The sequence below is a fragment of the Flavobacterium sp. Arc2 genome (genome assembly GCF_041431385.1).
In the GTDB taxonomy this organism is placed as follows: domain Bacteria; phylum Bacteroidota; class Bacteroidia; order Flavobacteriales; family Flavobacteriaceae; genus Flavobacterium.
In genome coordinates, this window is sequence record NZ_JASMRH010000009.1 from 67,894 (window position 1) to 92,607 (window position 24,714).

Annotated in this window: 16 protein-coding genes, 1 tRNA gene and 3 pseudogenes; 9 read left to right on the plus strand and 11 right to left on the minus strand. The window is 34.2% G+C overall.

Going from position 1 to position 24,714, the window contains the following annotated elements; translation table 11 throughout:
• Positions 1-97 precede the first annotated feature (97 nt).
• From QO182_RS08040 to QO182_RS08050, 3 pseudogenes are all read right to left on the minus strand, one after another.
• Positions 98-520: pseudogene (locus QO182_RS08040) on the minus strand (elongation factor Ts); the annotation flags it as partial.
• A gap of 519 nt (positions 521-1,039) precedes the next feature.
• A pseudogene (locus QO182_RS08045) lies at positions 1,040-1,132 on the minus strand (elongation factor Ts); the annotation flags it as partial.
• A pseudogene (locus QO182_RS08050) lies at positions 1,132-1,413 on the minus strand (DNA-3-methyladenine glycosylase I); the annotation flags it as partial. The pseudogenes QO182_RS08045 and QO182_RS08050, both read right to left, overlap by 1 nt.
• 124 nt (positions 1,414-1,537) lie before the next feature.
• Here QO182_RS08050 and QO182_RS08055 point away from each other — a divergent pair.
• Entirely contained in the window at positions 1,538-3,661 is a 2,124-nt protein-coding gene (locus tag QO182_RS08055; protein ID WP_371560903.1) for a M3 family metallopeptidase, read from the plus strand.
• A gap of 78 nt (positions 3,662-3,739) precedes the next feature.
• On the opposite strand, the gene tsf is transcribed toward QO182_RS08055, so the two are convergent.
• From tsf to rplM, 4 genes are all read right to left on the minus strand, one after another.
• Positions 3,740-4,564 (minus strand): translation elongation factor Ts, encoded by an 825-nt coding sequence (gene tsf, locus QO182_RS08060; RefSeq protein ID WP_371542649.1) that lies wholly within the window; start codon positions 4,562-4,564, stop codon positions 3,740-3,742.
• 138 nt (positions 4,565-4,702) lie between these two features.
• On the minus strand, positions 4,703-5,536 hold the full coding sequence (rpsB, locus tag QO182_RS08065; protein WP_371542647.1) for a 30S ribosomal protein S2: 834 nt from the start codon (positions 5,534-5,536) through the stop codon (positions 4,703-4,705).
• Between the two features lie 171 nt (positions 5,537-5,707).
• Positions 5,708-6,094, minus strand: a complete 387-nt coding sequence (gene rpsI, locus QO182_RS08070; RefSeq protein ID WP_091083100.1) for a 30S ribosomal protein S9 — start codon at positions 6,092-6,094, stop codon at positions 5,708-5,710.
• Positions 6,094-6,549, minus strand: coding sequence for a 50S ribosomal protein L13 (rplM, locus tag QO182_RS08075; RefSeq protein WP_007137451.1), 456 nt, complete (start codon positions 6,547-6,549; stop codon positions 6,094-6,096). Before rplM ends, rpsI begins: the two co-directional genes overlap by 1 nt.
• A gap of 346 nt (positions 6,550-6,895) precedes the next feature.
• On the opposite strand from rplM, the gene QO182_RS08080 reads away from it, so the two are divergent.
• Positions 6,896-7,921, plus strand: coding sequence for a LacI family DNA-binding transcriptional regulator (locus tag QO182_RS08080; protein WP_371542644.1), 1,026 nt, complete (start codon positions 6,896-6,898; stop codon positions 7,919-7,921).
• Between the two features lie 81 nt (positions 7,922-8,002).
• Here QO182_RS08080 and polA read toward each other — a convergent pair whose 3' ends face one another.
• A complete protein-coding gene (gene polA / locus QO182_RS08085; protein ID WP_371560905.1) occupies positions 8,003-10,843 on the minus strand; it encodes a DNA polymerase I in 2,841 nt (946 codons plus the stop codon).
• Positions 10,844-11,228: 385 nt separating this feature from the next.
• Between polA and QO182_RS08090 the strand changes: the two genes are divergently transcribed.
• The gene (locus QO182_RS08090; protein ID WP_371542638.1) at positions 11,229-12,464 is read left to right on the plus strand and encodes a metallophosphoesterase; all 1,236 of its coding nucleotides are present in this window, start codon (positions 11,229-11,231) and stop codon (positions 12,462-12,464) included.
• A gap of 77 nt (positions 12,465-12,541) precedes the next feature.
• Positions 12,542-12,838 carry a thioredoxin family protein gene (locus QO182_RS08095; protein ID WP_339918973.1) on the plus strand — a complete coding sequence of 99 codons (297 nt, stop codon included), beginning with the start codon at positions 12,542-12,544 and terminating at the stop codon, positions 12,836-12,838.
• Positions 12,839-12,860: 22 nt separating this feature from the next.
• On the opposite strand, the gene QO182_RS08100 is transcribed toward QO182_RS08095, so the two are convergent.
• Positions 12,861-13,508 (minus strand): polysaccharide deacetylase family protein, encoded by a 648-nt coding sequence (locus QO182_RS08100; protein WP_371560907.1) that lies wholly within the window; start codon positions 13,506-13,508, stop codon positions 12,861-12,863.
• A gap of 89 nt (positions 13,509-13,597) precedes the next feature.
• Positions 13,598-16,909, minus strand: a complete 3,312-nt coding sequence (locus QO182_RS08105) for a DUF2723 domain-containing protein (protein WP_371560909.1) — start codon at positions 16,907-16,909, stop codon at positions 13,598-13,600.
• Between the two features lie 236 nt (positions 16,910-17,145).
• On the opposite strand from QO182_RS08105, the gene QO182_RS08110 reads away from it, so the two are divergent.
• Positions 17,146-17,216: transfer RNA gene (locus QO182_RS08110), tRNA-Gln, on the plus strand.
• Positions 17,217-17,334: 118 nt separating this feature from the next.
• Here the strand turns inward: QO182_RS08110 and QO182_RS08115 are convergent.
• On the minus strand, positions 17,335-18,159 hold the full coding sequence (locus QO182_RS08115) for a universal stress protein (protein WP_371560911.1): 825 nt from the start codon (positions 18,157-18,159) through the stop codon (positions 17,335-17,337).
• A 175-nt stretch (positions 18,160-18,334) separates the two neighbouring features.
• On the opposite strand from QO182_RS08115, the gene rimP reads away from it, so the two are divergent.
• From rimP to QO182_RS08135, 4 genes are all read left to right on the plus strand, one after another.
• Positions 18,335-18,799 (plus strand): ribosome assembly cofactor RimP, encoded by a 465-nt coding sequence (rimP, locus tag QO182_RS08120; RefSeq protein WP_371535528.1) that lies wholly within the window; start codon positions 18,335-18,337, stop codon positions 18,797-18,799.
• A 13-nt stretch (positions 18,800-18,812) separates the two neighbouring features.
• Positions 18,813-20,066: a transcription termination factor NusA gene (nusA, locus tag QO182_RS08125; RefSeq protein WP_371535531.1), complete on the plus strand. Its 1,254-nt coding sequence runs from the start codon at positions 18,813-18,815 to the stop codon at positions 20,064-20,066.
• A 109-nt stretch (positions 20,067-20,175) separates the two neighbouring features.
• Positions 20,176-23,076, plus strand: coding sequence for a translation initiation factor IF-2 (gene infB / locus QO182_RS08130; protein ID WP_371560913.1), 2,901 nt, complete (start codon positions 20,176-20,178; stop codon positions 23,074-23,076).
• Between the two features lie 570 nt (positions 23,077-23,646).
• On the plus strand, positions 23,647-23,979 hold the full coding sequence (locus tag QO182_RS08135) for a hypothetical protein (RefSeq protein ID WP_371560915.1): 333 nt from the start codon (positions 23,647-23,649) through the stop codon (positions 23,977-23,979).
• The last annotated feature ends 735 nt before the right edge of the window (positions 23,980-24,714 follow it).

Below are 24,714 nucleotides of genomic sequence, written 5' to 3' on the forward strand. Positions count from 1 at the left end.
TTGTAGAAAACGGTCTGCTGGCCATTCTTATTTTATAAAAAAACTCCATTTCAAATTGCTTTGAAATGGAGTTTAGTATTTTAAAACTTGCTTAAGATTAACCTAAAGCAGCTCTTTTGAAACCTGTAACGATAAGATCTTTATCTAAAGATTTTACATAGTTGGCAACACTTAATTTGTTGTCTTTAATATAATCTTGGTTTACTAAAGTGTTATCTTTAAAGAAACGAGCCAATTTACCTTTAGCGATATTGTCTAACATTGCTTCTGGTTTACCTTCTTGACGCAAAAGATCTTTTGCGATTTCGATTTCTTTTTCGATAACTGCAGCATCTACACCTTCTTCGTTTAACGCGATAGGAGACATAGCAGCAGCTTGCATAGCAACGTTTCTTGAAACTTCTTCAGCACCAGCAGGAGCAGCAGATAAAGCTACCAAAGTAGCGATCTTGTTTCCAGAGTGGATGTAAGAACCTACAAATACATCTTCTAATTTCTCGAAAGTTCTGATTTCTAATTTTAAAAATTCGGATATTCAGTTTGGTTTTGATTATAATTATATTCAGAGAAGGATAGAACAGGAGCGTAATAATTTTAGTAATAGTACAATAAATCATCAACTTGCTTTTTCATTGCGCGGTAAAAACAAGAACAAATTAAAATGGGATCTAGGTTTTATTATTGATAATCAAGATTCTAGTTTTAATACTAACAGCGTATTTTTTCTTAATGCGAATGTTCAGTACGTAGTTGTCAAAGATTTAAAATTAATATTCAATGGTAGCAAAATGTTGAATCTAAATAATAATAGGCTTATATCAACTTCATATAATCAAAGTTTTTTTACTGAATCTATGGTGTCAATTATGCCGGGATATCTTATGCTTGGAGTTAATTATTCATTATAGTTTTGTTCTAAAAAAAATCTTTTTTTAGAACAAAACGAGGTTTTTAAATAAGATTGAAGATATACATTATATTAACCCAGCTGCGCTCTTTTGCAGCCATTAACAATAAGGTTTTTATCTAAGGATTTCATTTAATTGGCAATGCTTAATTTGCTATCTTTAATATAATCTTGGTTTACCAAAGTGTTATCTTTAAAGAAATCAGCTAATTTACCTTTAGCGATTTCAATTTGTCACGAATGATTCCCGCGTCCAATAAAAGGGTTTGGATCTCGTCTTCTGAATATCGGGCTATTTTTTTATAATCGAAATTGTCGAACGCTTTCCTGAAATTCTCCCTTTTATTCCAGATGGTAATCCAGCTGAGCTCGGCTTGGAATGTTTCCAGAATAAGGAATTCAAACAAAGTGGCATCATTATAAACGGGAGTTCTTCATTCCTGGTCGTGGTATTCTTTGTATAAGTCGCTGGACAAGCAGTAGCGGCATCTAATTGGGTTGTCCATCGTAAATTGTTTTGTGTTTTTAAGGATAGTAGAACCAATCAGTATTTTGTCAAATTCTGTTGTTGCTTAAGATTTTTAAGTAAATTTAGCAGCGGAAAAAAAACAAGCGTAATACCACGTTAATATGAAAAAAATAATAACTGCTCTAATGATCGGATCAACAATGTTAAGTGTTAATGCGCAGGGGAATCCGGACAACCCATTGCTCAAAAAATGGATAGGCCCATACGGTGGAGTGCCCGCTTTTAATGAATACAATATTTCCCAAATCAAACCTGCTTTTGATGTTGCCATCAAGGAACGTTTAAAAGAGATTGAAGCAATCGCCAACAATTCGAAGGCGCCCACTTTTGAAAATACCATTGCTCAAATGGAACGCGCCGGCAAGGACTTTAAGCGCGTCATGACAGTGTATGGAATTTATTCTTCAAATCTGAACAGTACTGAATTTGAACCTATTGTGACTGAAATGGCGCCTATATTGGCATCGCTTTCAAATAAGATTTACCAAAACAAGAAATTGTTTGAAAGAATTGAGAAGCTATATAATTCTCAGGAAAAATCTAAATTAACAAAAGAGCAACAAAGACTTATTTGGTTAAATTATACAAATTTTGTTAAGGAAGGAGCTAATTTAGATGTAGCTAGCAAGGAAAAAGTAAGTGAAATAAACACCAAATTAGCGAGTCTTTTTTCGCGTTTTAGTCAGAATTTATTAGCCGAAGAAAACAATCAGTATGTGATATTGCGCACAGAAGCAGATTTTGATGGCCTGCCAGAAGGATTGAAAAAAGCAGCTATGGCTCAGGCCAAAGAAAGAAAATTAGATGTACTGGGATGCATTGGTAATACACGTTCGTTTGTAGATCCTTTTTTAACTTTTTCGACCCAAAGAGAGCTGAGAGAAAAAGTGTGGAAAATGTTTATCAACAGAGGAGATAATAACGATGAGTTTGATAATAAAGCAACGCTTGTTGAAATATTGCAATTGCGTGCCAAAAAAGCCAAGTTAATGGGATTCCCAACTTTTGCGCATTGGAACCTGACAAACAGAATGGCTAAGAAACCAGAACGCACTCTTGAATTAATGGAAGCGGTGTGGGAGCCTGCAGTTGCACAAGTTAAAAAGGATGTTGCTGCTATGCAAAATATTGTGATTGAAGGAGGAGCTAGTTTTAAAATTGCGCCTTGGGATTACCGTTATTATTCGGAAAAAGTGCGAAAAGAAAAATATGATCTAGATCAAAATGAGGTGAAACAGTACCTTCAGTTAGAGAAACTAAGAGAAGGAATGTTTTGGGTTGCTGGGCAATTATTTGATATGAAGTTTACTCCAGTTAATAATGTTCCAGTTTATCATCCAGATGTACGTGTGTGGGAAGTGAGTAATATGACGTCTGGTAAGCAAATTGGCTTGTGGTATTTTGATCCCTATGCTCGTAAAGGGAAACGTTCTGGAGCGTGGATGAATGCCTATAGAAATCAACAGAAGTTAGACGGTGAGGTATTGACAATAGTATCTAATAATAGTAATTTTATCAAAGGAGCAGAGGGCGAACCAGTATTGATTTCATGGACGGATGCAACAACTTTATTCCATGAATTCGGACATGCATTACATGGTTTAAGTTCTAATGTAACGTATCCAACATTAGCAGGTACTGCTGTAGCGAGAGATTATGTTGAGTTTCCTTCTCAGATATTAGAACGTTGGCTGGAAACTCCAGAAGTGTTAAGTAAATTTGCATTGCATTATAAGACAAACGAACCAATACCTATGGCTCTTGTTGATCGAATAGAAAAGGCGTCTACATTTAATTCAGGTTTTTCTACCGTAGAAACTATTTCAAGTAGTCTGATCGATATGAAATTACATTTGGCTGGAGATACAATCATTGATCCAGTTGCATTTGAGCGAGAGACTTTGGCAAAATTACATATGCCAGAGGAAATCGTAATGCGCCATCGTATTCCACAATTTGGTCATATTTTTGCAAGTGATGGCTATGCCGCGGGGTATTATAGTTATTTATGGTCTGATGTTATTAGTGCTGATGCGTATGAAGCTTTTATGGAAGGAGATGGCCCTTATGATAAAAAGGTAGCTAAAAGACTTTTTGATAACGTATTTAGTGTTGGGAACACCACTGATCAGGAAGAAGCGTACAAGGCGTTTAGAGGGCGAGATCCTCAAACCGATGCATTGATGAAGTCGCGAGGTTTTGTAGTTTCAAAGAAAACAGAATAAAGTAAAAAAAAAGGCATAAAAAAAGAGCGGTTTGAATTTCAAATCGCTCTTTTTATATATTTAAAGTTGAAATAGGGATTAACCTAAAGCAGCTCTTTTGAAACCTGTAACGATAAGATCTTTATCTAAAGATTTTACATAGTTGGCAACACTTAATTTGTTGTCTTTAATATAATCTTGGTTTACTAAAGTGTTATCTTTAAAGAAACGAGCCAATTTACCTTTAGCGATATTGTCTAACATTGCTTCTGGTTTACCTTCTTGACGCAAAAGATCTTTTGCGATTTCGATTTCTTTTTCGATAACTGCAGCATCTACACCTTCTTCGTTTAACGCAATAGGAGACATAGCAGCAGCTTGCATAGCAACGTTTCTTGAAACTTCTTCAGCACCAGCAGGAGCAGCAGATAAAGCTACCAAAGTAGCGATCTTGTTTCCAGAGTGGATGTAAGAACCTACAAATGCACCTTCTAATTTCTCGAAAGTTCTGATTTCTAATTTTTCACCGATAACTCCAGTTTGCTCGATCAATTTATCAGCAATAGTAATTCCATTGAAATCTGAAGCTAAAAATGCTTCTTTAGTATCAAAGTTTAATGCTTGGTTAGCCATTTCAGTAGCCATTTTCACAAAACTTTCATTCATTCCTACGAAGTCAGTCTCACAGTTTAATGTGATAACAACACCAGCAGTTTTGTCAGTATTTACAACAGCAATTGCAGCACCTTCAGTAGATTCTCTGTCTGAACGGTTTGCAGCTACTTTTTGTCCTTTTTTACGTAGGTTTTCAATTGCTAATTCAAAATCACCATCAGCTTCTACTAATGCTTTTTTACAATCCATCATTCCAGCACCTGTAGCTGTTCTTAATTTATTTACGTCTGCAGCAGTTATTGTTGCCATGTTGTATTTTTTTATAAGGTTAAAAGTAAAAATTCCAATTCCTAAATCCCAAATTCCAATTTTATCAAATTATCAACTTATTGTTTCTAATCTTTTTTTGGGAATTTGGAATTTAAAATTTGGAATTTAAATATTGTTTTATTCTTCAGTTGCTGGAGCCGCTGTGTCAGCAGCCGGAGCTGCAGTCTCAGTTACTGCTGGAGCTGCTGTTTCAGTTGCTACTGGAGCTACTTTTTCAGCTGCTGGAGCCGCTTTTTCAGTTGCGTCAGTTTCTTTGTCAGAACCTCTATCAGAAAGTCCTTCAACAATTGCAGCTGTTACTAAAGATAAAATTTTATCGATTGATTTAGAAGCATCATCATTTGATGGAATAACGAACTCTACTTCACGAGGATCAGAGTTAGTATCAACCATTGCAAAAACTGGAATGTTTAATTTTTGAGCTTCTTTTATTGCGATGTGTTCAGCTTTGATATCTACTACAAATAATGCAGCTGGTAATCTTGACATATCAGAAATTGAACCTAAATTTTTCTCTAATTTAGCACGAAGACGATCAACTTGTAAACGCTCTTTTTTAGAAAGGGTCATGAAAGTACCATCTTTCTTCATTTTATCAATAGTAGCCATTTTTTTAACAGCTTTACGGATAGTTACGAAGTTAGTTAGCATTCCACCAGGCCATCTTTCAGTGATGTAAGGCATGTTTGCAGCTTTTGCTTTTTCAGCAACGATGTCTTTTGCTTGCTTTTTGGTAGCAACAAATAATATTTTTCTACCTGATGCAGCGATTTTTTTCAAAGCTTCATTAGCTTCTTCAATTTTTGCTGCAGTTTTATATAGATTGATAATGTGAATACCATTACGCTCCATATAAATGTAAGGAGCCATGTTTGGATCCCATTTTCTAGTCATGTGTCCGAAGTGAACACCTGCTTCTAGTAATTCTTTTACTTCTACTTTGTTTGACATTTTTTGTACTAGTTTACGTTCTGTTGATTAGCAATGCATGAATGGCGATTTCTCGGCTAAATGCATTTAGATGCTAAACTAATTCCTACCTCGGTAGGCAACAACAACATTGTTTTAAATTCAATAATAAATTCAATAAGTCTTGAATAAATGTATTCAAGACAGGCAATATTAACGTTTCGAGAATTGAAATTTCTTACGAGCTTTCTTCTGACCGAATTTCTTACGTTCAACCATTCTTGGATCTCTTGTCAATAAACCTTCTGGTTTCAAGATTAGTCTGTTTTCAGCATTTACTTCACACATAACACGTGCTAATGCCATTCTTACAGCTTCTGCTTGTCCAGTTGAACCACCTCCGTAAACATTTACTTTTACATCAAAGTTAGTTGCATTTTCTGTCATAGACATAGGTTGCATTACTTTGTACTGTAAAGTAGCAGTAGGGAAATAAGTTGCGAATTCTTTTTTGTTTACAGTGATTACTCCTGTTCCTTCCGAAACATAAACACGTGCAACAGCGGTTTTTCTTCTACCGATTTTGTGAATAACTCCCATTACTTAAGATCGTTAAGGTTAACTGTTCTCGGTTTTTGTGCACCTTGTTTGTGCTCTGAACCTACAACAACATTTAAATTTCTAAAAAGTTCAGCACCAATTTTGTTTTTTGGTAACATTCCTTTTACAGCTTTTTCTACTAGTAATGCAGGGTTTTTAGATTGCAATACTTTAGCAGTTAAAGTTCTTTGACCTCCTGGGTAACCTGTGTGACGCATGTAAATTTTCTCGTCCATTTTGTTACCTGTAAGGTTGATTTTTTCTGAGTTGATAACAATTACGTTATCTCCACAGTCAACGTGCGGTGTGTAACTTGGTTTGTACTTACCTCTAAGGATCATTGCGACCTTTGATGCAAGACGACCTAAGTTATGCCCATCTGCATCTACAACAATCCACTCCTTTGTAACGGTGGCTTTGCTTGCTGATTGAGTCTTGTAGCTTAATGCGTCCATAATATTTTTTTAATTAAACATTCCATCCCCATTAAAGGGGATGCAAAAGTACAATTTATTATTTTAAATACAAATACCTTAAAAGAATAATTTTTAGTCGTTTTACCCCTGATTATCAATTGTATATTTGTTGCGCCGTGGATTAGTTCGCTTTTACAATTGTACATTGTGGCGTCGTTCTATTTTTATATTACTTTTGTTATCGAAATAAAAGTTTTATCTTGCGAGTTAGCAATAAAGGATCATTAGCTAAAAAAAGAGCTATTTGCGTTAAAAGAAAACTAATACTTAGCAGATTAAGATGGATTTCTCTTAAATTGCTGATAAAGCCAACACCTACTTAATTATGAAAGTCAAAGCAACTCTAAAACAAATAGCAAAAGAACTTAACGTTTCTGTTTCTACAGTTTCTAAAGCACTTAACGATAGTCCTGAAATTAGTGATCAAACAAAAATTAAAATTAAGGAATACGCGAAGCTTAAAAATTATAAGCCTAACGTAATCGGTTTAAATCTTAAAAATCGAAAAACGAAGACCATTGGGGTTATTATACCTAATATTCTTAATTCTTTTTTTGCCAAAGTATTTAGTGGTATCGAAAAAGTAGCAGATGAAAAAGGATATAATGTTATTATGTGTATTTCTAATGAATCGATGGACAAGGAAGCCCATACTTTAGAAATGTTGAGTAATGGTACTATTGACGGATTTATTTTGTCAGTTTCAGAAGAAGCTCAAAAACTTCAGGATTATTCTCATTTTAAGGAAATAATTAATGATGGTACACCTATAGTTATGTTTGATAGAATTGCAGCTGGTGTTGAGTGTGACAAAGTGGTTGTAGATGACTTTGACTCTGCCTTAAATTCAACGCAGCGATTAATTGATCTGGGGTGTAAAAATATTGCTTTGTTGTCTTCTGTCGATAATTTGAGTGTGGGAAAATTAAGAGCTGATGGATATTTGAAAGCTTTAAAGGATAATAATATTGCAATAAATGAAAATATAATTCTTCGTACGGACTCAGAAGAAGATCTAAAAAGTAAAATTGAAGGCGTATTTGATAATAATACTATTGATGGTGTTTTTGCTCTGGATGAAAATGATTCTGTTGCGGCTTTAAAAATTGGATTAAAAAAAGGATATAAAATTCCTGAGGAACTTTCGATTATAGGTTTTGCTGATGGTATTCTAGCATCCCGAAGATTGACCCCAAGTCTAACCACCATAAGTCAACACGGAGTCGAAATTGGAGAAGTGGCGGCTAAATTACTAATTGACAGATTAGAATCTAAAGAAGAAAATATTCCTTATGAAACAGTGGTTATTAAAACAAAATTAAAAGAAAGAGAGTCTTCTAGAAAGTTGTAATTATAATTAGAATCAGGATATAAAAAAAATCCACTCCTTTATTTAATTGGAGTGGATTTTTTTTTTTTGGGGCTCTATATATTAATGCGCTTCCAGCCAATCTTTACCAGCTCCTAATTCTACATCTAAAGGAACGTCAAGTTTGAATGCATTTTCCATTTCGTATTTGATCATCTCCTTCATTTTTTCCAGTTCTGAATTGTGAATGTCAAACACAAGTTCATCATGAACCTGAAGTAGCATTTTACTTTTATAGTTTTCTGCAATCAGTTTTTTATGAATGTTAATCATCGCGATTTTGATAATGTCGGCTGCACTTCCCTGGATTGGTGCGTTAACCGCATTACGTTCTGCTCCACCACGAACTATTGCGTTTTGTGAGTTGATGTCCTTTAAATAACGACGACGACCTAAAACTGTTTGTACATATCCATTTTCTCTTGCAAAATCAATTTGCTCTGAAATGTATGATTTCAATCTTGGATATGTTTTGTAATAGGCTTCAATTAAAGCAGCACTTTCAGAACGGGATAAATCCGTTTGATTTGAAAGTCCAAATGCAGAAACCCCATATATTATTCCAAAGTTTACTGTTTTTGCATGGCTACGTTGTTCTCTGTTGACTTCTTCCAGTGGAACATCAAACACCTTTGAAGCAGTAGATTTATGAATGTCTTCGTGATTTAAAAACGCTTTTATCATGTTTTCCTCACCACTCAGTGCTGCAATGATTCGCAATTCTATTTGGGAGTAATCGGCAGAAACTAAGGTGTAATTCTCGTCTCTTGCTACAAATGCTTTTCTTATTTGTCGTCCTCGTTCCGTACGAATAGGGATGTTCTGTAAGTTAGGATTATTGGAGCTCAATCGACCTGTTGCAGCCACAGTTTGCATATAATCTGTATGCACTCTAAGGGTTACCGGGTCTACTTGATTTGGCAAAGCGTCAACATAAGTGTTTTTTAGTTTCACTAATTGGCGCCAGTCAAGAATGTCTTTTACGATTGGATTTTCATTAGCTAAGTAACTTAAAACTTCTTCGCCCGTGGCATATTGTCCCGTTTTAGTCTTCTTTTGTTTGGCTCCGCCAATTTTCAATTTGTCAAATAAAACATCGCCGAGTTGCTTTGGTGATGCTAAATTAAAATCTTCTCCTGCAATCTCATAAATAGCGGTTTCCAGTTTTTTAATGTCGGTGTCTAAATCATGTGATAATGACTTCAAAAAATCAGTGTCTAGTCTGATTCCTTCTTTTTCCATGTCTGCCAAGACTTTTACCAAAGGAATTTCAATCTCTTCAAAGAGTTTTTTGGTCTCGGTTTTTTCTAATTCGACAGAAAATAATTGCTTTAACTGAAAAGTGACATCAGCATCTTCTGCTGCATATTCTTTGATTTCCTCTAAATCAACATCACGCATCGATTTTTGGTTTTTTCCTTTTTTTCCAATTAAGGCCTCAATCGACTTTGGAGAGTATTTCAAATAGGTTTCAGAAAGTATGTCCATGTTATGACGCATATCTGGATTGATCAGATAATGAGCAATCATAGTATCAAACAATTTACCTTCTACATTAATGTTATAATTAGAGAGGATTTTTAAGTCGTATTTTAAGTTTTGGCCAATTTTTTCAATGGATTCATTTTCGAAAAAAGGAATGAACTTATCAATCAAAACTTGCGCTTCTTCTTGATTTTCTGGAAAAGGAACGTAAAATCCTTTTCCTTTTTCGAATGAAAATGAAATACCAACAAGTTCTGCATGCAGAGCGTCTAAACCTGTAGTTTCAGTATCAAAACAAACGGAATCTTGTTTAAGTAAATTTTGCAAAAGCAATTTTATACCCAAGTCACCTTGAATAATTTGATATGAATGTTCTGTGTTTTCTAAGGTGTTGTAATATTGGTGGTGCGTAGCATCTGAAGCTTCGTTAGGAATTGCACTTGCAAAAAGGTCAAATTGCTCTTCGCTTTTTGGTTGTGGACTTTTATATAATTTAGCTTCTTCTGTAGCGGTGTTAGTTGTTGCTGTTCCGCCTTTTTTGAATATGGCATCAAACTGTTCTGCCATTCTACGGAACTCTAACTCATTAAAAAGAGCGTCTGTTTTCTCAACATCAGGAGTTGATAATTCATAATCATTTTCGTCAAAAACTACGGGGCAATCAAGAAGTATGGTGGCTAATGTTTTCGACAAAAGTCCTTTCTCTTTGTTTGCTTCAACATTCTCCTTCATTTTTCCTTTTAGCTTGTCTGTATTAGCTAATAGGTTTTCCATTGTCCCAAATTCTTTTAGGAATTTCTTAGCTGTAACTGCACCTACTCCGGGAAGGCCAGGAATGTTATCAGCGGCGTCCCCCATCATTCCTAGAAAATCAATAACTTGATCGGGTCTTTCTATTTCAAATTTTTCCAATACTTCTGGAACACCCCAAATTTCGATTCCATTTCCCATTCGGGCTGGTTTGTACATGAAAATGTTTTCAGATACCAATTGCGCAAAATCCTTATCAGGAGTAACCATGAAGACTTTGTAATTTTCTTTTTCGGCCTGTTTTGCAATGGTTCCTATTAAGTCATCCGCTTCATAACCTTTTACTTCTATAATAGGTATGTGCATCGCCTTCAGTAAATCCTGAATATAAGGGATAGCAATTTTAATAGCTTCGGGAGTGGCATCGCGATGCGCTTTGTATTCTGGGTAAATTTCGTTTCTTAATTGGCTTCCACCATTGTCAAAAGCAACTGCTAAATGATCTGGTTTTTCTCTTTTTATAACATCCATTAAGGAATTCATGAATCCCATAATTGCCGAAGTGTCCATTCCTTTAGAATTTATTCTTGGGTTTTTAATAAAGGCATAATATCCTCGAAAAATTAAAGCGTAAGCATCGAGTAAAAAGAGACGTTTCTGTTCTGGCATGATTGTGATTTTGTAAAGATTTCAAAAGTACAAAACTTAAAAGATAAAGTCGGAACGGATTTCAATATTTCTAAAGATTGCTATTCTAAAGATTGTTTTAAATTAGACCACTATATTAGGTCAGCAGTATTGTTTGTTTTTATTAAAGAAATGTCGAAACTACCTATGTCATAATTTAAAAATTTTGATTTGCCATCGAAGGTTGTATGGTTATTTTGAATATGTAATTATTAGATTAGATAAAGCGAAATAATTAATTTGCCAGCCTTTTCTTGTTTTAAAAAATATGAAAGCAAAATATTTGATACGGTTTTAGTTAAATATTGATTAATAACTACACATAGTGTTTTCTTAATTTGTTATTTTGTCAATAAAAATAATTATAATGATTTTCCGTATCGTATTTTTAAGCCTTTTTCTTATCATAATTGAGCTTTATGCATTTCAAGCATTAAAAACATTAATAAAGTTAAAATGGGTTTTGGTTTCTTATCAAATCCTTAGTGTACTGCTTTTTATATTTATTGTTTATTCTTTTATGCAGTTTGACCGTTCTGTTGGACAAACTAAACAAACTATGTTTACAATGGGTCTAGTGCTTCTGGTGTATGTTCCTAAAATGGTATTAACTCTTATTTTACTTGGGGAAGATCTATTTAGATTAGGTGCTGGGTCAATCAGTTATTTTATAGAAAACAATGATAATACAGCCTTTTTTGCCTCGAGAAGAAAATTTGTAAGTCAGGTAGGACTAGGTTTAGCGGCAATTCCATTTATGTCTTTGATCTATGGAATAACCATAGGGAGGTACAACTACAAAGTAATTAAACAGCGTATCTTTTTTCCAGATTTACCAGATGCTTTTGATGGTTTTACAATTACACAAATATCAGATGTACATAGTGGGAGCTTTGATAACCCAGAGAAGATTGATTATGCAATCGATTTGGTAAACGAGCAAAATTCAGATATGATTCTGTTTACCGGAGATATCGTGAATACAGATGCTAAAGAAATGCATCCTTGGATAGAAACTTTCAATAGGATAAAGAAACACGAGTATGGCAAATATTCTGTTCTTGGGAACCACGATTATGGAGAGTATGTTACTTGGCCTACAGAAAAAGATAAAGAAGATAACTTTCAGGCTATAAAGAATCTTTACGGAGAAATTGACTTTAAGCTATTGTTGAATGAGCACACTTATATAGAAAAAGGGGGCGACAAAATTGCATTAATTGGTGTAGAAAACTGGGGGCAAAATTTCAAAAAAGCAGGTGATATTAACAAAGCTTCACTAGGGGTTAATCAAGACGATTTTAAAATCTTGATGAGTCATGATCCTAGTCATTGGGATTATGAAATCAAAAATCATGAAAAGAATTTTCACTTAACCTTGTCTGGACATACGCATGGTATGCAATTTGGTATAGAAATTCCGGGTTATTTTAAGTGGAGTTTAGCTCAATACGTTTATGCACAATGGGCTGGTTTATACGAAAACCTAGGAAGATATGTCTATGTAAATAGAGGATTTGGCTATCACGCATACCCTGGTAGAGTTGGAATAATGCCTGAAATTACGGTCATTGAACTAAAAAAAGGTAAGAATGTCGCATAATTAGTTAAAAATGCTACATTTGTAGATTAATGTCTGTTTTTTTTAAGTAGATTTAAAAAATTAAATTCGTAGATTTTATGTCAAAATTTGGAGAACTTATAAGCGCACGAGTGCCTGTGTTGATAGATTTTTACACAGATTGGAATGAGTCATCTGTTTCTATGCATCCTGTAATTAGGGATGTGGCAGCAGCACTTGGCGATAAAGCAAAGGTCATTAAGATTGATGTGGATAAAAACCAAGAATTGGCCGATGCTTTAAGAATTAAAGGGCTTCCTACCTTAATGATTTATAAAGAGGGGCAAATGATCTGGAGACAATCTGGCGAGTTAGACGCTAACACTCTTATTGGTATTGTACAAGAGCAGTTGTAATAATTTAAGTCAACTTCGTTAGTTAAATGGCTTCGCATTGGAAGTTGTTTTTATCTAAATATTCCAAGACTTTTGGCAGTGTGTATTCTAGATTCTTGAATGCTTTTACGCTGTCATGAAACACAACTATACTTCCCGGTTTTATATTTGAAATTACATTTTTCAAACACTTTTCTTCTGTAATTGTCTGATCAAAATCAGCACTTAGAACATCCCACATAATAATTTTGTATCCTTCATTCTTTAATTTTTTTGCTTGTACGGATTTGATTTTTCCGTAGGGAGGGCGGAAGAGTTTAGGTTCTGAATGATTAATTTCAATTTTGTGATTTTTAATAGAATTCTCACAAAGTAAAATGTTTTTAGTATAGTCTTCATCGCTGGTTTTCCAGCCGTTTAAGTGGTTGAAAGTGTGATTTCCTATTGTATGTTTCTTCTGTATTAATTTTCCGAAAATAGAGGGGTGGGCTTCAATGTTTTTCCCAAGGCAAAAAAAAGTAGCTTTGGCATTGTGCAGTTCCAATTGTTTTAAAACCCATTCTGTAATTTCTGGAGTAGGACCATCATCGAATGTTAGATAAACTTTCTTTTCATTATTTGGCAAGTCCCATATATATTGAGAAAATAGCTTCTTGATAAGCAAATGTGTTTTAATCCAATAAAAGCTCATTGTGGTATTTGTTTATATCAAAATTAAAAAAAAATGCAGCAAAAGTTATAAATTTCGCTGCATTTTTTAAAGATATTTATCGTATTCGTTTATTCTTTTTCTCGCCCAAAACGTTCAAACATTTCGATATAGGTGTTAAAGACAGTTCTATTTTTATTATAGAAATTCATATCTCCATTTTCTTCCATAACTTGTAGTAAACTTCTGTAACGTTCAAGATCTGTGATGATATCAATAGCTAAACTCGATTGTTCTGATGACTTTAATTTACTGTAGTAATTAAGATTGTCTTTGTATTTTGCAATCAATTTCTCTAATAGATCTTGTGCTTTGGCTTTTTCACCTACTTGGTAGTATCCTTTTGTAAAAGGCTCCACTAAAGAATAATACCCAAATTTATCCAAAGGCATTTTTGTCAAAGCTAAATTGATAATGTTTTTTGCCTTATCTAATTTTTTTTCAGTAATCAATTGATCCATCAATCGTGCAAGATTTGTTCTGTAAGTGATGCTTTCTCTTCTAGTTTCAGGATCGTGGTATATTTTGTTGCTGTCGCTATTACCCCAATCCCATTTCATTACATTGGCATACATCTTTTCAGAATCAATTTGTCCCATGTCTAATGGACTGCCATCTTTCGATATTGCAGTTTTTACGGGGACTAATTTATAGACCATTCCATCAAGTTGAAGGAAGTCTTTCATCCAAAGATAGTCTTCATCATCAAAAGCACCAGGGCTGAAGAAAATAGGTCTTTTCCAATTATTATTGGCTACAATGTCAAGCATCATTAGTCGGTTTTTATACAAGGCGTTCCCTTTGATGTCAATATCAATGTAAGGAACAATAGAATCATAGTATTTAGGTGAAACAACCTTGTTTTCTATGATAGCATTTTTGTCGACAGGGATTCTAATTTTATTCGTTGGGTAAAAATGAATTGTTTGTCCGTTTTGCAAACCAACGGTGGATTTTGGATTTTTAATAAAAGTCATTAAGTCTTTTATCTCCCATCTGCTTTCTGTTTTTGGAATGTATGCTACATAATCCAATTTGTCTCCTACATACTGATCGTGTGTAAAAGAGATTGGCAATGGTTCAGCTTCGTATGTTTTTGTTTTCATTTGGTCGATATACCAATCGGTCATGAAAAGACTAGTATTTACAATCTTAATATCAGTCCTTACATGCTCTATTTCTTGTGCGTACCACAACGGGAAAGTGTCGTTGTCACCTATGGTAAATAGAATAGCGTTAGGATCACATGAGTTAAGATAGGCTTTTGCCATTGCAGTTGCAGTGTACTTGCCGGAGCGGTCATGGTCATCCCAGTTTTGAGATGCCATAAGAACTGGAGCTGCTAATATGCTGGCTGCAATAATTATTGGACCTGCTATTTTTGGAGCTAGGTATTTTTGGGCGCTTTCGTACAATGCGTAAACTCCAAACCCGATCCAAATTGCAAAAACATAAAAAGATCCCACTAAGGCATAATCACGCTCTCTTGGTTCAAACGGTCTTTCATTCAGGTAAATTTTTAAGGCAATACCTGTGAATAAGAATAAAGTCAATAATACATAGAAACTTTTTCGATCCTTAGTAGCATGATACATAAGTCCTATAAGTCCTAGAAGAAATGGAAGGAAATAATAGGTGTTACGTCCTTTATTGTTAAGGACATCCTCTGGTAAATTATCTTGTGAACCCAAGTGTAATTCATCCATGAATTTTATTCCACTAATCCAGTTTCCATCTTGACTGTCGTATCTTCCCTGGATATCATTTTGACGTCCTACAAAGTTCCACATCAAGTATCTTACGTACATGTATCCAAACTGATATTCAAACATAAAACTTAAATTGTCTACCGTGGATGGTTTCTCTATGATTAAGTAATCACCGTAGCTTTTCAGGAATTTCACATAACCATCATTGTCAATCTGTTTTTGTGCGTAAGCAGTTCTAAATTCGGAAACTGTTTTTCGAATTTCATTTTTTAACTGTCCAATAGCTCTATTGTAATCTTCTTCGGATAATTGGCTTGCGTCAACTCCGTATTTAGCTAAATCATCTTCATAAGGATAATTAGGGTTTAATTCGAATTTGGGAGCGTCTGTAAAGTTCATATAATTAGCTATATGATCTGTGCTCCACATTCGAGGTAAAATAGTTTTGTGCTCGTCGTTAAGATTTTGCACGGCATTTTTGAAATTATTTACAATCTCATATTTTCCAGTTTTATAGTTTCTCTCATAGTTAGGAGCCTTATCAAGATACGGGTTGTTCTTATCTAAACCAGCAAAAGCTTCAGTGTACTGAGGGCCGTAGAACAAGGGGTTAGAGCCATATTGCTCTCTATTGTAATAAGCGAGTACCTCGCGCGCATCAGAAGGTTTGTTTTCATTGATGTTTACGTTGGCATTAGCACGAACAGGTAACATTGTCCAGGTTGAAAACCCAATTAAAACAAATAATATACAAAGGATCAAAGTGTTGTAAGTAACAAGGCCTTTGTTTTTAGTGTATTTTAAACCAAAATAAAATGCCGCTGTAAGAATGACAGTAACTAGAATGGTTCCAGAGTCAAAAGGCATTCCAAGTGAATTAACTGTGAAAACTTCTGTTCCTGCAAAGAAAGACATGGTTAGCGGTAGTAGTAATTTGAAAATAAATAGCAGTATTGAGATAACGACAACATTAGCAACGATGAAGTTTTTAACGGTTACTGTTTTGTAATGCTTAAAGAAGTACAGTAGTCCAATTGAAGGGATCGTTAACAGAGCCATAAAGTGAACTCCAAATGACAACCCAATTACTAGTGAAATAATCAATAACCATCGATTTCCTCTAGGTGAATCCATGTCTTGTTCCCAGCGTAAACCTAACCAAAAAAGAAGGGAAATAAACAAGGAAGCCATAGCGTAAACTTCGGCTTCTACCGCATTGAACCAAAAGCTATCAGAAAAGGTATAGGCTAGAGCTCCAACAAAAGAGCCGCCTAAAATTACAATAGCATTACTTGTGTTTAATTGCGTTGTTTCGTTCTCTTTTTGATTTGGCTCTTCTATTCTTGAAATTAATTTTTTCAAAATCATCGATGAAGACCAAAACAAAAATAATATAGTGAAGGCGCTAGAGACAACAGAAGTCATATTAACCATTAAGGCGATATGTTCGTTATCTGACGCAAACATGGCAAAGAACGCACCAATCATTTGAAACAAAGGTGCTCCGGGCGGGTGGCCAACTTGAAGTTTTGCTGCAGTAGCAATATATTCTCCGCAATCCCAAAAACTCATGGTGGGTTCAACTGTAAGGGTATAAGTTATTAATGCGATTACAAATGTAAACCAACCTATAATCGTATTCCATTTATTGAAATTGAATGGCGCCTTATTCATGTATTGAAATTTAGTTATATTTAAGTTACAAAGAAAATGTTTTTTTATTTAAGGTAGGAAAGATTATCGAAAATTTCTGTCAAACTATTTTTTTTGGTAACATGTTGGTTTTTAGTAATTTTGAAGATGACAAAGATGCTGGTCAATTTTTTTTGCATTTTTTTTTAATAAAAAGTTCAAAAAAGTTTGCGCAAGCTGAATTTTATTATAAATTTGCACTCGCTTAGCAGCAATGATGGTCTATGGTGTAATGGTAACACAACTGTTTTTGGTGCAGTCGTTCAAGGTTCGAGTCCTTGTAGACCAACAAAATCCTCTCAATTTTGAGAGGCTTTTTTTTTGGAGTAAATTTAAAAGCAGGGAAATGTAATTAGGTTCTGTTTTAAATAGCTTATTTTAAAACAGTGAGATTACGGAGTAGTGATTTATATCTTAAATGTTATTACTGGTTTGACGGCGTGGTTTACTAAATCTTCGCCTGTGCTTCCTGTGAAAAAATGAGCTAACCCGGTTCTTCCATGGGTGCATAATCCTATCAAATCAGCATCTATGGTTTTTGAGAAATTAATTATTCCTTTTTCGATATTGATGTCGTTGTAAATATGGGTTGAGTAGTTGGTGATATTGAAATCAGCGACGAAATCATTCATTATCTTTTCTGAAAGTTGAGTTGGTTTGAAGCTATTAGGCGTGCAAATCATCACTAAATTTAATTTAGCGTCAAATATTTTACTAAACTCAATCATTTTTTTGAAAGGTTTTTTTATTTCTTTAGAAAAATCAGATGCGAAAACAAAACTCATTCCTTTTAATTCAGTGGTGCCTTTTTTAATTACCAAAACTGGAATTTCTGATAATCGAACTATTTTTTCAGTATTAGAGCCAATTAGTATTTCTTCAATTCCGGATACGCCGTGAGATCCCATCACTATTAAATCAATTTGGTTTTCCTTACTAAAGGATAAGATTCCGTCAAAAGCTCTCTCAAATTTCACGTTTTCAGTTACTTGTATTCCTTCTACGTACTCTTTTTCTTTTAATTTATGAAGAGTTTCGTTTGCTTTCTTGATATATAACATCACGTCAGGAATACTTGTGGCTGTAGTTATGGCGTCATTCATTTGGCTTGGAATTTCCAACATATGAAGCAGAAGTATTTCGGAATTGCTCTTTTTTGCAATTTGTGCCGCGACTTTTAATGCATTTTCTGCATGTGCCGAAAAATCGGTTGGGACTAAAATTCGTTTCATAATTAGAGGGTTTAAATTATGGGAAAATTCGTTATTTTAATACATATATAAAGATAAGAAATATTTTTACGGCACGCAATCAATTTGATTTATAAAAAAAACACTATATTTGCACCGTTATTTATTAAAATCTAGATAATGAGGGGACTAAGTGTCCCCTCTTTTTATAAAAAATATGACATTTAAAGAAAAGATAAATTTATTGTTGACTGAAGCTCTTTTAGAAAAGCCATCGCTTTTCTTGATAGACCTTACCATCACTGATGCCTTTAAAGTTATTATAACTTTAGACGATGACAATGGTGTGGTGTTGCAGGACTGTATCGATATCAGTCGCGCAATAGACGCAAGTTTAGACAGAGAAGAGCAGGATTATTCAATGGAGGTTGCCTCAGCAGGGGTTTCTTCGCCGTTGAAGAAGATCAGGCAATACAAGAAAAATATAGGTAGAACGTTGATTGTGAAAACTAATACAGAAAATATTGAAGCGGAATTAGTGGAAGCTAATGATGATTTTGTAATTTTGTCGTGGAAAGCAAGAGAGCCTAAAAAGATAGGTAAGGGTAAAGAGACGGTTGAAAAGACACTACAGGTCCCTTACGCAGATATAAAAGAAGCAATTGTTACAGTAACATTTTAATTAAAGAATTCGCATGGAAAATTTAGCATTAATCGATTCATTCTCAGAGTTTAAAGATGATAAACTTATTGATCGTGTAACGCTTATGGCAATTTTGGAAGATGTATTTAGAAATGCATTGAAGAAAAAATATGGTTCAGACGATAATTTCGATATCATTATAAATCCTGATAAAGGAGATATGGAAATTTGGAGACGAAGAGTTATTGTTGCGGACGAAGATTTAGATTTTGAAAACGAAGAAATTACTTTAACAGAGGCTAGAAGAATTGAAGCTGACTTTGAAATTGGTGAAGAGGTTTCTGAAGAGGTGAAATTAATAGATTTAGGAAGAAGAGCTATTTTGGCTTTACGCCAAAATCTTATTTCTAAAATACATGAGCACGACAATACGAATCTTTATAAACAATTTAAAGATTTAATTGGAGAAATTTATACCGCTGAAGTACACCATGTAAGACCTAGAGTTGTTATCTTAGTAGATGATGAGGGGAATGAAATTGTTTTGCCAAAAGAAAAACAAATTCCATCTGATTTTTTCCGCAAAGGAGATAATGTTCGTGGAATTATTGAAAGCGTTGAATTAAAAGGGAACAAACCTCAAATTATTATGTCTAGAACTTCTGAGAAGTTTTTAGAAAAATTGTTTGAACAAGAAATTCCTGAAGTTTTTGATGGTTTGATTATGGTTAAAAATGTGGTGAGAATTCCAGGTGAAAAAGCAAAAGTAGCTGTGGAAACTTACGACGATAGAATTGATCCTGTAGGTGCCTGTGTAGGTATGAAAGGATCTCGTATTCATGGTATTGTTCGTGAATTAGGAAATGAAAATATAGATGTTATTAATTATACAAGTAACATTCAATTGTATATAACAAGAGCGCTAAGTCCTGCAAAAGTATCTTCAATTAAGATAAATGAAGAAACTAAAAGAGCAGAGGTTTTCTTGAAATTAGAAGAAGTTTCAAAAGCGATTGGTAGAGGTGGACACAACATTAGATTAGCGGGTCTTTTGACTGGTTATGAGTTAGATGTTATACGAGAAGGAGATGTTGCTGGCGCAACTGCTGATGAAGATGATGTTGAATTAACAGAATTTTCAGATGAAATCGAAAGCTGGGTTATTGAAGAATTTGCAAAAATTGGTTTAGATACGGCAAAAAGTATCTTGAAACAGGATGTGGAGGATTTAGTAAGAAGAACTGATCTAGAAGAGGAAACAATTCTAGATGTAATGAAAATATTGAAAGAAGAATTTGATAGTTAGTCAATGTGTCTTCAACGATAAACATGCCACTTTATAATTTTCTTGGTCGATAAGATGGAGTTAGAAGTAAAGTGAGGAATAACAAAAAAGGTAATAATAAAAAGGTTTTATGTCTGAAGAGAGAATTATTAGAATAAACAAAGTTTTAAGGGAGTTGAATATTTCTTTGGAAAGAGCTGTGGATTATCTAAAAGATAAAGGGATTGCTATTGAAGCGAATCCAAACACAAAAATTTCTGATGATGTATACAATGTCTTGTGCGGTCAATTTGCGGGTGACAGAGGTAAAAAAGAAGCTTCAAAAGAAGTAGGAGAAGAGAAAAGGAAAGAAAAAGAGGCTTTACGTGTTGAGAGAGAGAAAGAAATCGAAGATAAGCGTAAGCATGATGAAGAGATTCTTAAACAACAACAAGAAGTTATAAAAGCGAGAGCTGTTATAGCGGGACCTGTTCAAGTAGGGAAAATTGATCTTAATCCTAAAAAAGCGGCTGCTGCTGTTCCAGCTCCAGTGACGCCAGCTCCTCCGGCGCCTCCTGTTGTTGCAGAAAAAATTGAAGCGCCTAAAGCTAAAACTTCGACAGAAAAGCCAGTTGAAAAGCCAGTTGAAAAAGAAGCGGTTCAGGAAAAAGTAGCTGTAGACAAAAAAGAGGTAAAACCTGTTGTCGAAACTAAGGAACCAGTTAAGGGACCAGTAAAAGAAGAGAAAAAAGTTGTTGTTTCGGAAGAAAAAGCGACTCCGAAAACGGACGAAGCTCCAGTTGAGGAAGCTATTACAACTCAATATCAGAAATTGTCGGGGACTAAATTAACAGGGCAAACAATTGATTTGTCTCAGTTTAATAAACCGAAGAAGAAAAAAGAAGAGCCTAAAATCACTCCAAATAAGCCAGGCGCTGCCGGTGCTGCTGGAGCGGCTAATAAAAATAAACGTAAAAGAATTGCTCCTAAACCGGGCACGCCTAGACCTCCTGGAGTTCCTGGTGCACCAAATCCTAATAAGATTACGCCAAATGTTGGTGGTGGTGGTTTTAATGCGAATAGAAGTTCAAGACCTGGATTCGTAAGAGGAAACAGACCTGCTATTGTAGCAAAAGTTGAGCCTACAGAAGAGGAAGTGAAAAACCAAATCCGTGAGACTTTAGAGAAACTTCAAGGTAAAAAAGGTGGTAAATCTAAAGCGGCTAAATACAGAAGAGACAAAAGAGATACGCACCGTCAGAAATCTGATGAAGAGCAAAGAGCAATAGACGAAGGAAGTAAAACTATCAAGGTTACTGAATTTGTTACTGTTGGTGAGATTGCAATAATGATGGATGTGCCAATTACTAAGGTTATTGGAACATGTATGTCTCTTGGGATCATGGTTACCATGAATCAACGTCTTGATGCAGAAACATTGACAATCGTAGCTGATGAATTTGGTTATGAAGTTGAATTTATTACTGTTGATATTGAAGAGAATGTAGCAGTTATAGAAGATAGGGAAGAAGATTTAGTTTTCAGAGCACCTATAGTAACTGTAATGGGTCACGTCGATCACGGTAAAACATCTTTATTGGATTATGTTCGTAAAGAAAATGTTATTGCAGGTGAATCTGGAGGAATTACACAACATATTGGTGCCTACGGAGTAACTTTGGATAACGGTCAAAAAATAGCTTTCCTTGATACACCAGGTCACGAGGCGTTTACCGCGATGCGTGCACGTGGAGCTCAAGTTACGGATATCGCTATTATTGTGATTGCTGCGGATGATGACATTATGCCACAAACAAAAGAAGCAATAAGCCATGCTCAAGCAGCAGGTGTTCCAATTATATTTGCAATTAATAAAGTGGATAAGCCAAATGCTAATCCTGAGAAAATTAAAGAGAAATTAGCAGGTATGAATTTACTTGTTGAAGACTGGGGTGGAAAATACCAATCTCAAGATATCTCTGCAAAAGTAGGAACTGGCGTAAAAGAATTATTAGAAAAAGTTTTATTAGAAGCTGAAGTTTTAGATTTAAAAGCTAATCCAAACAAAGCGGCTCAAGGAACTGTAGTTGAAGCCTTCCTAGATAAAGGGAAAGGATATGTTTCTACAATATTAGTACAACACGGTACACTTAAAGTTGGGGATTATATGTTGGCTGGAAAACATCATGGTAAGATCAAAGCGATGCATGATGAAAGAGGAAATGTTGTTATGATAGCAGGGCCTTCTACTCCAGTATCTGTGTTAGGTCTTGACGGAGCAGCTACTGCAGGTGATAAGTTCAATATTTTCGAAGACGAAAAAGAAGCAAAACAAATTGCATCAAAACGTTCTCAATTAATGCGTGAACAATCTGTTCGTACTCAACGTCATATTACATTAGATGAAATTGGACGTAGAATTGCATTAGGTCAGTTTAAAGAGTTGAACGTGATCCTTAAGGGAGATGTTGATGGTTCTGTTGAAGCATTATCTGATTCGTTCTCTAAATTATCTACTGAAGAGATTCAAATTAATATCATTCATAAAGGTGTTGGAGCGATTACTGAAACTGACGTTATGTTGGCTTCTGCTTCAGATGCAATCATTATCGGATTTAATGTTCGTCCTGCAGGAAATGCAAGACAATTAGCAGACAAAGAAGAAATTGATATTCGTTACTATTCTATTATCTATGCAGCTATTGATGACTTAAAAGATGCAATGGAAGGAATGTTAGCTCCTGAGATGAAAGAAGAAATTCTTGGTACTGCTGAAATTAGAGAGATATTCAAAATCTCTAAAGTAGGATCAATTGCAGGTTGTATGGTTATGGACGGTAAAATCGCAAGAAATTCTAAAATTAGAGTTATCCGTGATGGTGTTGTTGTTCATGCAGGTGAGCTTAGTGCTTTGAAACGTTTCAAGGATGATGTTAAAGAAGTATCTAAAGGTTATGATTGTGGTATTCAAATTAAAGGTTATAATGACATTGAAGAAAGAGATGTTATTGAAGCTTATCATGAAGTTGCAATTAAGAAAAAATTGAAATAGTATTTTAATTTATATAAGAAATTTAAAAAATCCCGATTCGTCGGGATTTTTTTTGTTTTGACTTTTAAAGAATTATTATGCTAAAGAGGAAAATAGTTAGCTTGTTGCAAAAGGTGCTAATTTATTGATATGTTTGAATCTGGAAAAGGTGTACTAAGTGGTATTAATATAGTTAGTTTTGGGTTTGATGTTTGTATATAAAGTGGTGATATTGTTTTGGAACGACACAGAAGATTGTCTTCCAGTGACGTAAAGCAAGAACTTGTGGAATAAGGCGAAAAATAGATTGATGGATTGGGTGTGTATTTTATTTGTGCAATTATGACGTAGGTTTGTAATTCGTAGACAAGGTGTACATTGATATCGTAAACTTGTACATTGGAGAAATTATCAAAATATTTTGTAATTGTTCTTTGGGATTTATAGCTTTAAAAATTAGGTTGAACCAAAAACAATTGTACATTAAAGTTTGTCTTTTATTTTTAATTAGGTTTTTATTAATAGTGATATTATTAACTTCTTGTTCAATAGGAAATAAATTTGATTATTATAAATCATATTCAGTAGAAAATGAAAAAATTGAAAACTTACAAAGAAAAAACTATATGTTGTTTTTTTAACGATATTTTAAGTCAGAAAGTTTCTATGAAAGTATATGCCACGAATCAAGTTTGTTTAGAAATAGACAATAGCATTGAGAATGATTTCAATAAATTAGATAGAACTGATTTTCTTCTTAAATATGCTTATAAAAGTGCGTATAGTAAGAGGTTTCTTATCAATACTAAGTTAGTAGGAGTTAATAATTTGTGTGTAGCCTATTTTCTTTTCAAAGACGGTTTCGGAATAACCTACGATGACTACTTAGGTTCTTATTATGTTAATGATCTAAAAGTTGATTAATTCAATCGCTTGGTTATGCCGTAAAATTCGTTGTACAGATTTACAATCTTTATACACGAATGAGAATAAATTAAAATAGCAAACTTGATACGGAAATATTAAAATTTTGCCTGTAAATAAAGTTTATATATAGGGTTGTGGAAGTAATAGTTTTTTAGAAAGAGATTACGTATCTGTCAAGATGTTATTGTGATTTACTTATTGGAATCGCGGTGGAAAAGCAGTATTTAGTTAAATAGAGTCAGTAGGTTTAGGGTAGGTTAAATGCTATCCCTTTTTCTTGATGTGTTAGTGAGTTTTTTAACTCTAATAATGAGTAGTGGCAAGACGGTTATGGTAAGCTGAAATTGATGTTAAACCTGCTAATATTTGAAAGGGAAACCCCAAAAAAAATTAACGGTAGTTTTTAAAATTATAGCGAAAGGGTTAATTAGTTTATCGCAAAGAACAACTTACGTGCACTTACCGTTTAATCTTTTTGGATTTTTATTTGATTATAATAGTTTCTTCTTGTTGAAAGGAAAATGAAATCGATGACTATGAGAAGTCAGATAAAACCAGTTTTTTTTTAAGTATGTTTTTCAAAGGATGGATAAAAAATGTGTTGAATAAAGAGTAAACCAGTAGGGCGTAATGTTTTCTTTTAAAAATAGATTTTGGAATAGACTTTATTGGTGGTTTAGGGGCTTTTTAAGGGATGGATTTGCTTCGCATATAGAGCTATTGATAGTTAGT

What these genes read in the sequence shown, in the direction of transcription:
- QO182_RS08095 (WP_339918973.1), top strand. Translation starts at nt 12,542, where the DNA reads ATGTCAAAATTTGGAGAACTTATAAGCGCACGAGTGCCTGTGTTGATA.
- QO182_RS08100 (WP_371560907.1), bottom strand. Translation starts at nt 13,508, where the DNA reads ATGAGCTTTTATTGGATTAAAACACATTTGCTTATCAAGAAGCTATTT.
- rimP (WP_371535528.1), top strand. Translation starts at nt 18,335, where the DNA reads ATGACATTTAAAGAAAAGATAAATTTATTGTTGACTGAAGCTCTTTTA.
- QO182_RS08080 (WP_371542644.1), top strand. Translation starts at nt 6,896, where the DNA reads ATGAAAGTCAAAGCAACTCTAAAACAAATAGCAAAAGAACTTAACGTT.
- QO182_RS08135 (WP_371560915.1), top strand. Translation starts at nt 23,647, where the DNA reads ATGAAAAAATTGAAAACTTACAAAGAAAAAACTATATGTTGTTTTTTT.
- rpsI (WP_091083100.1), bottom strand. Translation starts at nt 6,094, where the DNA reads ATGGGAGTTATTCACAAAATCGGTAGAAGAAAAACCGCTGTTGCACGT.
- nusA (WP_371535531.1), top strand. Translation starts at nt 18,813, where the DNA reads ATGGAAAATTTAGCATTAATCGATTCATTCTCAGAGTTTAAAGATGAT.
- rpsB (WP_371542647.1), bottom strand. Translation starts at nt 5,536, where the DNA reads ATGTCAAACAAAGTAGAAGTAAAAGAATTACTAGAAGCAGGTGTTCAC.
- QO182_RS08105 (WP_371560909.1), bottom strand. Translation starts at nt 16,909, where the DNA reads ATGAATAAGGCGCCATTCAATTTCAATAAATGGAATACGATTATAGGT.
- infB (WP_371560913.1), top strand. Translation starts at nt 20,176, where the DNA reads ATGTCTGAAGAGAGAATTATTAGAATAAACAAAGTTTTAAGGGAGTTG.
- polA (WP_371560905.1), bottom strand. Translation starts at nt 10,843, where the DNA reads ATGCCAGAACAGAAACGTCTCTTTTTACTCGATGCTTACGCTTTAATT.
- QO182_RS08115 (WP_371560911.1), bottom strand. Translation starts at nt 18,159, where the DNA reads ATGAAACGAATTTTAGTCCCAACCGATTTTTCGGCACATGCAGAAAAT.
- rplM (WP_007137451.1), bottom strand. Translation starts at nt 6,549, where the DNA reads ATGGACGCATTAAGCTACAAGACTCAATCAGCAAGCAAAGCCACCGTT.
- QO182_RS08055 (WP_371560903.1), top strand. Translation starts at nt 1,538, where the DNA reads ATGAAAAAAATAATAACTGCTCTAATGATCGGATCAACAATGTTAAGT.
- tsf (WP_371542649.1), bottom strand. Translation starts at nt 4,564, where the DNA reads ATGGCAACAATAACTGCTGCAGACGTAAATAAATTAAGAACAGCTACA.
- QO182_RS08090 (WP_371542638.1), top strand. Translation starts at nt 11,229, where the DNA reads ATGATTTTCCGTATCGTATTTTTAAGCCTTTTTCTTATCATAATTGAG.